The organism is Shigella sp. FC1661 (genome assembly GCF_001712525.1).
In the GTDB taxonomy this organism is placed as follows: domain Bacteria; phylum Pseudomonadota; class Gammaproteobacteria; order Enterobacterales; family Enterobacteriaceae; genus Escherichia; species Escherichia coli.
On the sequence record NZ_MDGW01000015.1, the window covers coordinates 1 to 13,596 of the forward strand.

Here is a 13,596-nt window from a genome sequence, read left to right on the forward strand (position 1 = left end):
TTTACGCGTATGACAGGCTCCGGAAGACGGTTGTTGCGCACGTATTCGGTGAACGCACTATGGCGACGCTGGGGCGTCTTATGAGCTTGCTGTCACCCTTTGACGTGGTGATATGGATGACGGATGGCTGGCCACTGTATGAATCCCGCCTGAAGGGAAAGCTGCACGTAATCAGCAAGCGATATACGCAGCGAATTGAGCGGCATAACCTGAATCTGAGGCAGCACCTGGCACGGCTGGGACGGAAGTCGCTGTCGTTCTCAAAATCGGTGGAGCTGCATGACAAAGTCATCGGGCATTATCTGAACATAAAACACTATCAATAAGTTGGAGTCATTACCCGCAAGCTGAAGAAAAATGAGCATGGAGAATAATATAAATCTTTTAATGCGCGCTATATTCAGTCTGCTGTTGCTTTTTACTCTCTCTATTCCTGTCATTTCTGACTGTGTTGCAATGGCCATTGAAAGTCGCTTCAAATATATGATGCTACTTTTTTAAATGGTTTTTACCTGTCGGCATCCGCTCAAAACGGGCGGTTGTCGATAAACGCTCACTTGGTTAATCATTTCACTCTTCAATTATCTATAATGATGAGTGATCAGAATTACATGTGAGAAATTATGCAAACGGAACACGTCATTTTATTGAATGCACAGGGAGTTCCCACGGGTACGCTGGAAAAGTATGCCGCACACACGGCAGACACCCTCTTACATCTCGCGTTCTCCAGTTGGCTGTTTAATGCCAAGGGGCAATTATTAGTTACCCGCCGCGCACTGAGCAAAAAAGCATGGCCTGGCGTGTGGACTAACTCGGTTTGTGGGCACCCACAACTGGGAGAACGCAACGAAGACGCAGTGATCCGCCGTTGCCGTTATGAGCTTGGCGTGGAAATTACGCCTCCTGAATCTATCTATCCTGACTTTCGCTATCGCGCCACCGATCCGAATGGCATTGTGGAAAATGAAGTGTGTCCGGTATTTGCCGCACGCACCAACAGTGCGTTACAGATCAACGATGATGAAGTGATGGATTATCAATGGTGTGATTTAGCAGATGTATTACACGGTATTGATGCCACGCCGTGGGCGTTCAGTCCGTGGATGGTAATGCAGGCAGCCAATAGTGAAGCAAGAAAATTGTTGTCTGCTTTCGCGCAGCACAATTAAAAAACCCCGACATTTGCCGGGGTTATTAGCATAACGTAATGCTTATTTTACTGGACGCATCGCCGGGAACAGAATAACGTCGCGGATGGTATGGCTGTTGGTGAACAGCATTACCATACGGTCGATACCAATTCCCAGACCTGCTGTCGGCGGTAAGCCGTGTTCCAGTGCGGTGACGTAATCTTCGTCGTAGAACATCGCTTCGTCGTCACCTGCGTCTTTCGCGGCAACCTGATCCAGGAAGCGCTGCGCCTGATCTTCCGCGTCATTCAGCTCGCTAAAGCCGTTACCGATTTCACGACCACCGATGAAGAACTCAAAGCGGTCTGTGATTTCCGGGTTAATGTCGTTACGACGCGCCAGCGGAGAAACTTCTGCCGGATATTCAGTAATGAAGGTCGGCTGAATCAGATGTGCTTCTGCCACTTCTTCGAAGATCTCGGTAACGATACGGCCCAGACCCCAGCTCTTCTCAACGTGGATGCCGATAGATTCAGCAATCGCTTTTGCAGAGTCGAAGTTGTCCAGATCCGCCATGTCGGTTTCCGGGCGATATTTCTTGATCGCTTCACGCATGGTCAGTTTTTCGAACGGTTTACCGAAGTCCAGCGTCACGTCGCCGTAGGTGACTTCCGTCTTACCGAGAATATCCTGTGCCAGAGTACGGAACAGCGATTCGGTCAGCTCGATCAGATCTTTGTAATCTGCGTAAGCCATATAGAGTTCCATCATGGTGAACTCTGGGTTATGACGTACGGAAATACCTTCGTTACGGAAGTTACGGTTGATTTCGAATACACGCTCGAAGCCACCGACCACCAGACGCTTGAGGTACAGTTCCGGCGCGATACGCAGGTACATGTCAAGATCCAGCGCGTTATGATGGGTGATAAACGGACGCGCAGCGGCACCGCCTGGGATCACCTGCATCATCGGCGTTTCAACTTCCATAAAGCCGCGATTTACCATGAACTGGCGAATGCCAGAGAGGATCTGCGAACGCACTTTAAAGGTGTTGCGGGATTCATCGTTAGAGATGAGATCCAGATAACGCTGACGATAGCGCGCTTCCTGATCCTGCAAGCCGTGGAATTTGTCCGGCAGCGGACGCAGTGCTTTGGTCAGCAGACGCAGCTCGGTGCAGTGGATAGACAGTTCGCCGGTTTTGGTTTTGAACAGTTTACCTTTCGCGCCGAGGATGTCGCCGAGATCCCATTTTTTGAACTGCTCGTTGTAAACGCCTTCCGGAAGATCGTCACGGGCAACGTACAGCTGAATACGACCGCCAACGTCCTGCAGGGTAACAAAAGAGGCTTTACCCATAATACGGCGGGTCATCATGCGGCCAGCAACGGCGACTTCGATGTTCAGCGCTTCCAGTTCTTCGTTCTCTTTACCGTCGAATTCTGCGTGCAATTGGTCAGAGGTATGATCGCGACGGAAATCGTTCGGGAAGGCAATTCCCTGCTCACGCAGGTTCGCCAGCTTCTCACGACGCGTTTTCAGTTCATTGTTAAGATCGACTACCGCGTCAGCGCCCTGTGCGTGTTGTTCAGACATGTTGGTTCCTCATAACCCTGCTTTCAAACTTGCTTCGATAAATTGATCCAGGCTGCCGTCCAGCACGGCCTGCGTATTGCGGGTTTCAACCCCGGTGCGCAGATCTTTAATGCGGGAGTCATCAAGGACATAAGAACGAATCTGGCTGCCCCAGCCGATGTCGGATTTGTTATCTTCCATCGCCTGTTTCTCAGCATTTTTCTTCTGCATCTCCAGTTCATAAAGCTTCGCTTTCATCTGCTTCATGGCCTGGTCTTTATTCTTGTGCTGGGAACGGTCGTTCTGGCACTGGGTCACGATCCCGGTCGGGATGTGGGTAATACGCACCGCAGATTCGGTACGGTTAACGTGCTGACCGCCCGCGCCGGACGCGCGATAAACGTCAATGCGCAGATCCGCCGGGTTGATTTCGATATCAATATCATCATCAACTTCCGGATAAACAAACGCGGAGCTGAACGACGTGTGGCGACGACCACCGGAGTCAAACGGGCTCTTACGCACCAGGCGGTGAACGCCAGTTTCTGTACGCAGCCAGCCGTAAGCGTAATCGCCGGAGATTTTGATCGTCACGGATTTAATACCCGCCACTTCACCTTCCGACTCTTCGATGATTTCAGTTTTGAAACCACGCGATTCTGCCCAGCGCAAATACATACGCTCAAGCATGCTCGCCCAGTCCTGTGCTTCCGTACCGCCAGACCCCGCCTGAATATCGAGGTAGCAGTCGGCGCTGTCATATTCGCCAGAGAACATACGGCGGAACTCAAGCTGCGCCAGTTTTTCTTCCAGGGCGTCGAGTTCAGCAACGGCTTCGTTAAAGGTTTCTTCGTCGTCAGCTTCTACAGCCAGTTCCAGCAGACCAGAAACATCTTCCAGCCCCTGTTTCATTTGGTCGAGGGTGTCGACAACGGCTTCGAGGGAGGAACGCTCTTTACCCAGCGCCTGTGCGCGTTCGGGTTCGTTCCAGACATCCGGCTGTTCCAGCTCGGCGTTTACTTCTTCCAGACGCTCTTTCTTGGCGTCGTAGTCAAAGATACCCCCTAAGAACGTCGGAGCGTTCCGTGAGGTCCTGAATGCGATTATTTACCGGATTAATTTCAAACATGGTCTGATTTCTTTTATTGAGCTAGTCAAAATGCGGTGATAAGAGCGGGATTGTACCCAATCCACGCTCTTTTTTATAGAGAAGATGACGCTAAATTGGCCAGATATTGTCGATGATAATTTGCAGGCTGCGGTTGCCGCGAAACTCGTTGATATCGAGCTTGTAAGCCAGTTGCACTTCGCGCACGCCGTTATCCGGCCAGAGGGCGGTATCGACATTAAAAGCAATACCATCCAGCAGCGGACCGCCGCCGACCGGTTCGACCATGACTTTCAAATGACGTTCGCCCACCAGCCGCTGTTGCAGCAGACGGAAATGACCATCAAACAGCGGCTCCGGGAACATCTGCCCCCACGGGCCAGCATCGCGCAGCAGCTGCGCCACTTCCATGGTCATTTCGGCCGGGCTTAACGGGCCGTCTGACACCACTTCGCCTTGCAATAGCGAAGGGTCCAGCCACTCGGTAACCAGCTCGCCAAACCGTTGTTGAAAGAGTTCGAATTTATCCTCTTCCAGCGACAAACCCGCCGCCATCGCATGACCGCCAAACTTCAGCATCATACCGGGGTAGAGTGTGTCTAATCGCTCCAGCGCATCACGCATATGCAGCCCCTGAATGGAGCGACCGGAACCTTTCAGCGTACCATCACCTGCTGGCGCAAAGGCGATAACCGGACGGTGAAAACGCTCTTTGATGCGCGAAGCCAGAATACCGACAACGCCCTGATGCCATTCGGGGTGATACATTGCCAGCCCGCCGGGTAGCGTGTCGCGACTTCGCTCCAGTTTCTCGCACAGGGTCAAGGCTTCAATCTGCATTCCTTGTTCGATCTCTTTTCGCGTCTGATTTAGCGCATCGAGTTCATTTGCCAGCACGCGCGCTTCGCCGATGTTGTCGCACAGCAACAGCGCCACACCGACGGACATATCGTCCAGTCGCCCGGCAGCATTGAGACGTGGCCCCAGCGCAAAACCTAAATCGCTGGCGGCGAGTTTTTGTGCATCACGGTTTGCCACTTCCAGCAGAGCTTTAATCCCTGGACGGCACTTTCCGGCACGGATGCGACTCATCCCCTGCCAGGTCAGAATGCGATTATTAGCGTCCAGCGGCACGACGTCCGCCACTGTCCCCAGCGCGACCAGATCCAGCAGTTCTGCCAGGTTAGGAATTGCGATGCCGCGCTCATCAAACCAGCCCTGATCGCGCAAAAAGGTGCGCAGCGCCAGCATCAGATAAAACGCCACACCCACGCCTGCCAGTGATTTCGACGGGAAATTACAGTCGCGCAAGTTAGGGTTAATGATCGCTTCCGCCGCGGGTAATGTTTCGCCTGGCAAATGGTGATCGGTAACAATAACCGGAATGCCCAACGAGCGAGCGTGTTCAACCCCCGCATGGGAGGAAATACCGTTATCCACCGTGACAATTAACTGCGCGCCACGGGCATGGGCCTGATCGACCACTTCCGGGCTTAAGCCGTAACCGTCTTCGAAACGGTTTGGTACCAGGTAGTCGATATTGCTGCAACCAAGCGGGCGCATCGCCAGCACGCTTAGAGCCGTGCTGGTCGCGCCGTCGGCGTCGAAATCACCGACCACAATAATCCGCGTTCCTTCGCGAAAAGCGTTGTAAAGGATCTCAACGGCCTTTTCGACACCGCTTAGTTGCTGCCAGGGCAACATACCTTTAACACTGCGTTCCAGTTCTTGCGCACTGCGTACTCCCCGGCTGGCGTATAAACGGCGCAGCAAGGGAGGCAATTCAGCGGGCAAGTCTGCCGTTTCATCGACTTCACGGCGACGAAGTTGTATCTGTTGTTTCACGCGAATTAATTACCGCTGGTCATTTTTTGGTGTTCGTCGAGGAATTCTTTCATCTCTTTCGGCGGCTGGTAACCCGGAACAAGTGTGCCATTGCTCAGCACAATTGCCGGAGTGCCGCTAACGCCAAGCTGGACGCCAAGTGCGTAATGATCGGCAATATCGATATCGCAACTTGCCGGAGTGGCAGCTTTACCAGCCATCACATCATCAAACGCTTTGTTTTTATCTTTCGCACACCAGATGGCTTTCATTTGTTGCTCAGCCTGGCTCTCCAGCCCCTGGCGCGGGAAAGCAAGATAACGCACGGTGATCCCCAGCGCGTTGTAGTCTGCCATTTGCTCATGCAGTTTGTGGCAGTACCCACAGGTAATATCAGTAAACACGGTGATGACGTGTTTTTCCTGCGGCGCTTTATAAACGATCATCTCTTTTTCAAGCGCATTCAACTGCTTTAGCAGCATTTTATTGGTGACATTGACCGGAGCCGCGCCACTAACGTCATACATTGGCCCCTGAATGATATGTTTACCGTCATCGGTGATGTACAACACACCGCTGTTAGTCAGCACAGTCTTCATGCCAGCCACGGGTGCTGGCTGAATATCGCTGCTTTTAATGCCCATTTTGGCTAACGTTTGTTGAATTGCCGCGTCATCAGCCTGAGCAAAGCCTGAAAACGCCGCTAACAAAGTAAACAACATAAAACCTTTCTTCATAAATCTTCCCGTTCTTTTCAGACATCACGCCCGCGGGTGATGCTGTTGATGAAGTTGCCGCAGACGCTCGGTAGCGACATGCGTATAAATTTGCGTGGTGGAGAGATCGCTGTGGCCCAGTAGCATCTGCACCACGCGTAAATCCGCACCATGATTTAATAAATGAGTGGCAAAAGCGTGACGCAACACATGCGGTGACAGCTTTTCGCTGTCGATACCCGCCAGCACGGCATAATGTTTAATGCGGTGCCAGAAGGTCTGTCGCGTCATCTGCTGCGCACGCTGGCTGGGAAACAACACGTCAATTGACACACCATTCAACAGCCACGGACGCCCATGTTCCAGATAGGTTTCCAGCCAGTAAACGGCCTCTTCACCTAACGGCACCAGGCGCTCTTTGTTGCCTTTACCAATGACCCGCACTACGCCCTGACGTAGGCTGATATCACTCATTGTCAGCCCGACCAGTTCAGAGACACGCAGCCCGGTAGCATACAACACTTCAAGCATGGCTTTATCGCGTAGCTCCAGTGGCTGATCAATTAATGGTGCCTGTAATAAACGTTCGACCTGCGCTTCGCTTAAATCTTTTGGCAAACGCTGTGGCAATTTCGGTGAAGCGAGATGCGCACTGGGATCGTCTTCACGAAACTTTTCGCGATAAAGATACTGGAACAATCGGCGCACTGCACTCAGCAAACGCGCTGAGCTGGTGGCTTTATACCCGCCCTCTAGCCGTTCTGCCAGTAATGCCTGCAAATCGTCACTTTGCGCCGTCGCCAGCGTCAACCCGCGGTGATGCAACCACTCCACCATCATTGACAGATCGCGACGGTAAGCGTTCAACGTATTTTCAGCCAGATTTTTTTCCAGCCACAGAGCATCAAGAAACTGCTCGATGCGTGCCAGATCCTGTTTCACTTGCGCCCCTTATGGTCACTCATTTGATCCATTATGCCTTATTGTGCCGTGACTAAAGCGATTCTGATACACTAGCCGCAAAAGCCACAGCAGAATCGAGAAGCTTACGTTATGAATATGGGTCTTTTTTACGGTTCCAGCACCTGTTACACCGAAATGGCGGCAGAAAAAATCCGCGATATTATCGGCCCAGAACTGGTGACCTTACATAACCTCAAGGACGACTCCCCGAAATTAATGGAGCAGTACGATGTGCTCATTCTGGGTATCCCGACCTGGGATTTTGGCGAAATCCAGGAAGACTGGGAAGCCGTCTGGGATCAGCTCGACGACCTGAACCTTGAAGGTAAAATTGTTGCACTGTATGGGCTTGGCGATCAACTGGGATACGGCGAGTGGTTCCTCGATGCGCTCGGTATGCTGCATGACAAACTCTCGACCAAAGGCGTGAAGTTCGTCGGCTACTGGCCAACGGAAGGATATGAATTTACCAGCCCGAAACCGGTGATTGCTGACGGGCAACTGTTCGTGGGTCTGGCGCTGGATGAAACTAACCAGTATGACCTTAGCGACGAGCGTATTCAGAGCTGGTGCGAGCAAATCCTCAACGAAATGGCAGAGCATTACGCCTGATCTCACTGACGGCTTAGCGCATATGCTTTGCCGTCATATTTATCTTTGCGTCTCTTGTTGCAACAAAATCCGCCGTAAATCCCGCCATTCAGCTTCGTCCATGCTGTCGGCTGCCAGCCATAAATGTTGCCGTTTACCGCCATCAGAACGTAAACGCAGCATCATGCCGCTCTTAATCATCCACGGTGCTTTGACGATGCTCCACTCCTGCCCTTGCCAACGCAAACGCCCGTCCATCAACAATCGAATTTCCCCCTGGCGAGCATTAATACGCCGCTGGCTGCGAACGCAATCAAATACCACCAGCGAAAGTAACACCATCCATAACGGGGTGTAACTGAGCGGCCAGGGCATGAGTAAAATAACAGCGGCAACCAGCCCATGAATCAGCAAGGAAAGCCACTGTGCGCGCCAGGAGACGCGCAAATCAGATTGCCACAGGACCACGTTCCCAGTTCCGTGTCTGGATGAGTCGGACCATCATTTCCAGTTCTGCATCGGCCGGTTTACCGTGATTCATCAGCCAGTTAAACAGGTCCGGATCGTCACATTCCAGCAGACGAATAAAGATGCGTTTTTCGTCATCGCTTAAGCTGTCGTACTCATGTTCGAAAAACGGCATGATTGAAATATCGAGTTCGCGCATACCACGGCGGCATGCCCAATGAATGCGGGCTTTGTTGTTAATGTCCATCTTCTTCCTGTCTCACGAAAATCCAGTACCCGGCTATTGTAACGTGTTTTTCGACTTCTTTTACGGGAATATCAGTAAACACCATCGCGATCGCGAAATTAATTCACAACAATTCAAGAGCTTCATTTTTTTGGAAGTCGCCTCGCAGAAGGCACAGATCGCGTAGTGAAAGCACTTGCATTGCCTCATAGCTCTTTTACCATTAGTTATTAATACGCCGTTAAGCAACTCAGGACTCTATTATGGCTTTTACACCTTTTCCTCCCCGTCAGCCTACGGCTTCTGCCCGTTTACCGCTGACGCTGATGACGCTTGATGACTGGGCGCTTGCCACCATTACTGGCGCGGACAGCGAAAAATATATGCAGGGTCAGGTGACAGCAGATGTCAGCCAGATGACAGAAAATCAGCACCTGCTCGCCGCCCATTGCGACGCCAAAGGTAAAATGTGGAGCAATTTACGTCTGTTCCGCGACGGCGATGGCTTTGCGTGGATTGAACGGCGCAGCGTGCGTGAACCGCAGCTGACTGAACTGAAAAAATATGCGGTGTTCTCTAAAGTGACCATCGCGCCAGACGACGAGCGTGTGCTGCTTGGTGTTGCCGGTTTTCAGGCGCGCGCCGCGCTCGCCAATCTCTTTAGTGAACTACCTTCGAGAGAAAAACAGGTAGTTAAAGAAGGCGCGACCACTTTGCTATGGTTTGAACACCCGGCAGAACGTTTCCTGATCGTAACCGATGAAGCTACTGCCAATATGCTGACCGATAAACTGCGCGGTGAAGCGGAACTGAACAATAGCCAACAGTGGCTGGCATTAAACATTGAAGCGGGTTTCCCGGTGATTGATGCCGCGAACAGCGGGCAGTTTATCCCACAGGCGACCAATCTCCAGGCGCTGGGCGGTATCAGTTTTAAGAAAGGCTGTTATACCGGACAAGAGATGGTGGCGCGAGCAAAATTCCGTGGTGCCAATAAACGTGCGCTCTGGTTGCTGGCAGGTAGCGCCAGCCGACTGCCGGAAGCTGGTGAAGACTTAGAGCTGAAAATGGGCGAGAACTGGCGTCGTACCGGTACGGTGCTGGCTGCGGTAAAACTGGAAGATGGTCAGGTCGTGGTACAGGTCGTCATGAATAACGATATGGAACCGGACAGCATCTTCCGCGTACGCGACGATGCGAATACACTGCATATCGAGCCGCTGCCGTATTCACTCGAAGAGTAAATCTCTGTATCGCATCAGGCATTTATCGCCTGATGCGACGCTGACGCGTCTTATCATGTCTGGGATTTGATGCCTTTATCACAACAGGGACGAGGCCCGTAGATCGGATAAGGCGTTCACGCCGCATCCGGCGGTTGCGCTCCGATGCCTGATGCGACGCTGGCGCGTCTTATCAGGCCTACAAAGGCATACCTATTACGCCTGCCCAATATACAAATAGATCGCCAGAAAGTGGCACACACTGCCGCCGAGCACGAAGCCGTGCCAGATGGCATGATTGTAGGGAATGCGTTTGCAGACATAGAAAATCACTCCGAGCGAATAAACCACGCCGCCTACCGCCAGTAAGGTAACGCTGCCCGCCGCGAGCTTAACTGCCATTTCATAAATTACCACCAGCGACAGCCAGCCCATCGCCAGATAGGTCACCAGAGATAAAATTTTGAATCGGTGCGCGATGGTCAGTTTAAACAGAATCCCCAGCAATGCCAGGCTCCAGATAACAATCATCAACCCGCGCGCTAACGGAGAATCCAGCCCCACCAGCAAAAACGGCGTGTAGGTTCCGGCAATCAACAGGTAAATAGCGCAATGGTCAAATTTCTTCAGCCACATTTTTGCCCGTTGATGAGGAATGGCGTGATAGAGCGTCGAAGCGAGGAACAGCAGGATCATACTGCCGCCATAGAGGCTGTAGCTGGTTATCGCTGTGGCGCTGGCATTGAGATCCACCGCCTGAACCAGTAGCAACACCAGCCCAACGATACCAAACACCAACCCAATGCCGTGACTGACGCTGTTGGCAATTTCCTCTGCCAGCGAATATCCCTGCTTAATGAGGGGCTTCTGAACCATAACTTACTCCGGAGAAACGTACACGCACATGTATACCTCTCCAGCGTAACTGAGAATAGTTCCAGTGAACACCTGTTAGCTAAAATAAATTCTGATTTGAGACTAATCTCCTAAAAATCATGAAATTAAATGAGAAATTTCAACTAACAGGCGTGAGTTCAATTTAAAGACATTTAAATTCAATCACATAAAACTGTGTCTGACCGGGATAGATGTCGGCAATGACCTTTATCAGTTCAGTCAGGGTCATATTTTCCTGCTCTGCATGTTTTTCCGTCAGCGTATCCAGCGTTACGGTTGAGGTTGCGGTGACTTCAATCGTGCAAAAATAACCGTCATCTTCAAAACGTCCGACACGAAGCACATCACCCGTTTTGAAGTGCGATTCAGACTCGTCGCGGATGGTGATGGTTTTACGCCCAGCCATAATGTCATCCTGGAAACGTTGAAAAAAAGTGATGTCGTTTGGCTGCATGGTACTATTTCCTGTAAGAATTGACTCATCTGGAGCCTATGATAGTGAAAAAACTCACCTTACCGAAAGATTTCTTATGGGGTGGCGCCGTTGCCGCTCATCAGGTCGAAGGCGGCTGGAACAAAGGCGGCAAAGGACCGAGCATTTGTGACGTTCTGACCGGTGGCGCACACGGCGTGCCGCGCGAAATCACCAAAGAAGTCTTGCCAGGAAAATACTATCCAAACCATGAAGCCGTTGATTTTTATGGTCACTACAAGGAAGACATCAAGCTATTTGCCGAAATGGGCTTCAAATGTTTTCGGACTTCCATCGCCTGGACGCGTATTTTTCCAAAAGGTGATGAAGCTCAGCCAAACGAAGAAGGGCTGAAGTTTTACGACTCTCTGTTCGATGAACTGCTGAAATACAACATCGAACCGGTGATAACCCTCTCCCACTTTGAAATACCGCTGCATCTGGTGCAGCAATACGGTAGCTGGACCAACCGTAAAGTCGTTGATTTCTTTGTCCGTTTCGCGGAAGTGGTATTCGAACGCTACAAGCATAAAGTCAAATACTGGATGACCTTCAACGAAATAAACAACCAGCGTAACTGGCGTGCGCCGCTGTTTGGTTACTGCTGCTCCGGCGTGGTGTATACCGAGCATGACAACCCGGAAGAGACGATGTACCAGGTGCTGCATCACCAGTTTGTCGCCAGCGCCCTGGCAGTGAAAGCCGCGCGTCGCATTAACCCGGAGATGAAAGTCGGCTGTATGCTGGCGATGGTGCCGCTCTATCCTTACTCCTGTAACCCGGACGATGTGATGTTCGCTCAGGAGTCGATGCGCGAACGCTACGTCTTTACCGATGTGCAGCTACGCGGCTATTACCCGTCCTATGTGTTGAACGAGTGGGAGCGTCGCGGATTTAACATCAAAATGGAAGATGGCGATCTGGATGTACTGCGTGAAGGCACCTGCGATTATCTTGGTTTCAGCTATTACATGATCAACGCAGTGAAGGCCGAAGGCGGCACCGGCGATGCGATCTCTGGTTTTGAAGGCAGCGTACCGAACCCGTATGTTAAAGCGTCTGACTGGGGCTGGCAGATTGATCCAGTAGGTCTGCGCTATGCCCTTTGCGAACTGTATGAGCGTTATCAGAGGCCGCTGTTTATTGTCGAAAACGGTTTTGGCGCTTACGACAAAGTGGAAGAAGATGGCTGCATCAACGACGACTACCGCATTGACTACCTGCGCGCCCATATTGAAGAGATGAAAAAAGCAGTGACTTACGATGGTGTGGATCTGATGGGCTACACACTGTGGGGCTGCATCGACTGCGTGTCATTCACTACCGGGCAGTACAGCAAACGCTACGGCTTTATCTATGTGAATAAACATGACGACGGTACTGGCGATATGTCGCGTTCACGTAAGAAGAGCTTTAACTGGTACAAAGAGGTGATTGCCAGCAACGGCGAGAAGCTTTAAGTCGATGAAGTACCGGATGCAATACTTGTTGCATCCGGTCAGACAACTTCCCTGTTTTATTTCCCGCCCGCCAAATCGATAAAACTTCCCGTGACGTAAGAGGCTTTATCACTTAGTAGCCAGACAATGGCCTGCGCGACCTCTTCTGCCTGTCCACCACGCTGCATGGGGATGTTCGACTTAACGCGATCGACGCGTCCAAGCTCGCCGCCGCTGGCGTGCATTTCGGTATAAATAAACCCTGGCCGCACGCAGTTAACGCGGATCCCCTGCGCGGCGACTTCCAGCGATAGTCCGGTGGTTAACGTATCAATCGCCCCTTTCGATGCCGCGTAATCAACATATTCCCCTGGCGAACCCAACCGTGAGGCCACCGAAGAGACATTGACGATAGCGCCGCCACTGCCACCATTTTTAAGCGCCATGCGTTTTACCGCCTCGCGGCAGCAGAGAAAATATCCCGTCACGTTGGTGGAAAGTACTCGGTTGATTCGCTCTGCGGTAAGGTTTTCAACGGTGCACTGGGTAAACAAGATCCCGGCGTTATTGACCAGCGCTGCTAGCGGTTCATCGTGCTGATCGATTGCTGTAAACATTGCTATGACCTGATTTTCGTCGCTGATATCCGCCTGGAGCACGAATGCCTTGCCACCGGCTTGCGTGATTAAGTTCACCACTTCCTGCGCCGCATGGAGGTTTTGTTGATAATTAACCGCCACCGTATACTCTTCTTTCGCCAACAGTAATGCAGTTGCCCGCCCGATGCCGCGACTGCCACCGGTCACAAGTGCTATAGCCATTTGTTTTCCGAGAAAAATTAATTCGTTGACGTATCTTTACAGCAACCCGGCGGCGGAGATGTGGCGAGAAATCGCGCTCAGGCCCGTAAACGGCAGAGTGATGATAAACATCAGGGTTAGCAATGATACTAACGGCA

The 13,596-nt window shown here is 51.6% G+C and carries 16 protein-coding genes and 2 pseudogenes; 6 read left to right on the top strand and 12 right to left on the bottom strand.

Going from position 1 to position 13,596, the window contains the following annotated elements; all coding sequences use genetic code 11:
- Both BFF42_RS01195 and yqfG read left to right on the top strand, forming a co-directional pair.
- Positions 1–326 (top strand): annotated as a pseudogene (locus BFF42_RS01195) (IS1-like element IS1B family transposase); the annotation flags it as partial.
- Positions 327–375: 49 nt separating this feature from the next.
- Positions 376–501 (top strand): protein YqfG, encoded by a 126-nt coding sequence (yqfG, locus tag BFF42_RS01200; protein ID WP_001050745.1) that lies wholly within the window; start codon positions 376–378, stop codon positions 499–501.
- On the opposite strand, the gene BFF42_RS01205 is transcribed toward yqfG, so the two are convergent.
- On the bottom strand, positions 498–569 hold the full coding sequence (locus BFF42_RS01205; protein WP_120795390.1) for a protein YqfH: 72 nt from the start codon (positions 567–569) through the stop codon (positions 498–500). The genes yqfG and BFF42_RS01205 overlap by 4 nt on opposite strands.
- A gap of 54 nt (positions 570–623) precedes the next feature.
- On the opposite strand from BFF42_RS01205, the gene idi reads away from it, so the two are divergent.
- The gene (idi, locus tag BFF42_RS01210) at positions 624–1,172 is read left to right on the top strand and encodes an isopentenyl-diphosphate Delta-isomerase (protein ID WP_001192786.1); all 549 of its coding nucleotides are present in this window, start codon (positions 624–626) and stop codon (positions 1,170–1,172) included.
- A 42-nt stretch (positions 1,173–1,214) separates the two neighbouring features.
- Here the strand turns inward: idi and lysS are convergent, their stop codons facing one another.
- The 5 genes from lysS to xerD all read right to left on the bottom strand — a co-directional run bounded on the left by lysS (position 1,215) and on the right by xerD (position 7,301).
- Positions 1,215–2,732 (bottom strand): lysine--tRNA ligase, encoded by a 1,518-nt coding sequence (gene lysS / locus BFF42_RS01215; RefSeq protein ID WP_000003068.1) that lies wholly within the window; start codon positions 2,730–2,732, stop codon positions 1,215–1,217.
- Positions 2,733–2,741: 9 nt separating this feature from the next.
- A protein-coding gene (gene prfB / locus BFF42_RS01220) for a peptide chain release factor 2 (RefSeq protein ID WP_001701073.1) occupies positions 2,742–3,840 on the bottom strand; the annotation gives its coding sequence in 2 pieces (ribosomal slippage) (positions 2,742–3,764 and positions 3,766–3,840; 1,098 coding nt in all).
- Positions 3,841–3,930: 90 nt separating this feature from the next.
- On the bottom strand, positions 3,931–5,664 hold the full coding sequence (recJ, locus tag BFF42_RS01225) for a single-stranded-DNA-specific exonuclease RecJ (protein WP_000813182.1): 1,734 nt from the start codon (positions 5,662–5,664) through the stop codon (positions 3,931–3,933).
- 5 nt (positions 5,665–5,669) lie between these two features.
- The gene (gene dsbC, locus BFF42_RS01230; protein ID WP_000715205.1) at positions 5,670–6,380 is read right to left on the bottom strand and encodes a bifunctional protein-disulfide isomerase/oxidoreductase DsbC; all 711 of its coding nucleotides are present in this window, start codon (positions 6,378–6,380) and stop codon (positions 5,670–5,672) included.
- 24 nt (positions 6,381–6,404) lie between these two features.
- The gene (xerD, locus tag BFF42_RS01235; RefSeq protein ID WP_000806638.1) at positions 6,405–7,301 is read right to left on the bottom strand and encodes a site-specific tyrosine recombinase XerD; all 897 of its coding nucleotides are present in this window, start codon (positions 7,299–7,301) and stop codon (positions 6,405–6,407) included.
- A gap of 111 nt (positions 7,302–7,412) precedes the next feature.
- Here xerD and fldB point away from each other — a divergent pair, with 111 nt between their 5' ends.
- Positions 7,413–7,934, top strand: coding sequence for a flavodoxin FldB (gene fldB / locus BFF42_RS01240; protein WP_001055874.1), 522 nt, complete (start codon positions 7,413–7,415; stop codon positions 7,932–7,934).
- Positions 7,935–7,973: 39 nt separating this feature from the next.
- On the opposite strand, the gene BFF42_RS01245 is transcribed toward fldB, so the two are convergent.
- The gene (locus BFF42_RS01245; protein ID WP_000244777.1) at positions 7,974–8,381 is read right to left on the bottom strand and encodes a protein YgfX; all 408 of its coding nucleotides are present in this window, start codon (positions 8,379–8,381) and stop codon (positions 7,974–7,976) included.
- Entirely contained in the window at positions 8,362–8,628 is a 267-nt protein-coding gene (sdhE, locus tag BFF42_RS01250; protein WP_039059554.1) for an FAD assembly factor SdhE, read from the bottom strand. Before sdhE ends, BFF42_RS01245 begins: the two co-directional genes overlap by 20 nt.
- 242 nt (positions 8,629–8,870) lie before the next feature.
- Here sdhE and ygfZ point away from each other — a divergent pair, with 242 nt between their 5' ends.
- Complete coding sequence (ygfZ, locus tag BFF42_RS01255; RefSeq protein ID WP_000886098.1) at positions 8,871–9,851, top strand: tRNA-modifying protein YgfZ; 981 nt, start codon at positions 8,871–8,873, stop codon at positions 9,849–9,851.
- A 195-nt stretch (positions 9,852–10,046) separates the two neighbouring features.
- On the opposite strand, the gene trhA is transcribed toward ygfZ, so the two are convergent.
- Positions 10,047–10,706, bottom strand: a complete 660-nt coding sequence (gene trhA, locus BFF42_RS01260) for a PAQR family membrane homeostasis protein TrhA (RefSeq protein WP_000250274.1) — start codon at positions 10,704–10,706, stop codon at positions 10,047–10,049.
- Positions 10,707–10,869: 163 nt separating this feature from the next.
- Positions 10,870–11,181, bottom strand: a complete 312-nt coding sequence (gene yqfB, locus BFF42_RS01265; RefSeq protein ID WP_001182969.1) for a N(4)-acetylcytidine aminohydrolase — start codon at positions 11,179–11,181, stop codon at positions 10,870–10,872.
- 44 nt (positions 11,182–11,225) lie between these two features.
- Here yqfB and bglA point away from each other — a divergent pair, with 44 nt between their 5' ends.
- Positions 11,226–12,659 (top strand): 6-phospho-beta-glucosidase BglA, encoded by a 1,434-nt coding sequence (gene bglA, locus BFF42_RS01270; RefSeq protein WP_024258645.1) that lies wholly within the window; start codon positions 11,226–11,228, stop codon positions 12,657–12,659.
- A gap of 56 nt (positions 12,660–12,715) precedes the next feature.
- Here bglA and BFF42_RS01275 read toward each other — a convergent pair whose 3' ends face one another.
- Positions 12,716–13,459, bottom strand: coding sequence for an SDR family oxidoreductase (locus BFF42_RS01275; protein ID WP_000951947.1), 744 nt, complete (start codon positions 13,457–13,459; stop codon positions 12,716–12,718).
- A 39-nt stretch (positions 13,460–13,498) separates the two neighbouring features.
- Positions 13,499–13,596 (bottom strand): annotated as a pseudogene (locus BFF42_RS28205) (hypothetical protein); the annotation flags it as partial.

Bases quoted from the DNA above. Each gene is read 5' to 3' on its own strand.
- idi (WP_001192786.1), top strand. From the start codon at position 624: ATGCAAACGGAACACGTCATTTTATTGAATGCACAGGGAGTTCCCACG.
- lysS (WP_000003068.1), bottom strand. From the start codon at position 2,732: ATGTCTGAACAACACGCACAGGGCGCTGACGCGGTAGTCGATCTTAAC.
- dsbC (WP_000715205.1), bottom strand. From the start codon at position 6,380: ATGAAGAAAGGTTTTATGTTGTTTACTTTGTTAGCGGCGTTTTCAGGC.
- fldB (WP_001055874.1), top strand. From the start codon at position 7,413: ATGAATATGGGTCTTTTTTACGGTTCCAGCACCTGTTACACCGAAATG.
- sdhE (WP_039059554.1), bottom strand. From the start codon at position 8,628: ATGGACATTAACAACAAAGCCCGCATTCATTGGGCATGCCGCCGTGGT.
- ygfZ (WP_000886098.1), top strand. From the start codon at position 8,871: ATGGCTTTTACACCTTTTCCTCCCCGTCAGCCTACGGCTTCTGCCCGT.
- trhA (WP_000250274.1), bottom strand. From the start codon at position 10,706: ATGGTTCAGAAGCCCCTCATTAAGCAGGGATATTCGCTGGCAGAGGAA.
- yqfB (WP_001182969.1), bottom strand. From the start codon at position 11,181: ATGCAGCCAAACGACATCACTTTTTTTCAACGTTTCCAGGATGACATT.
- BFF42_RS01275 (WP_000951947.1), bottom strand. From the start codon at position 13,459: ATGGCTATAGCACTTGTGACCGGTGGCAGTCGCGGCATCGGGCGGGCA.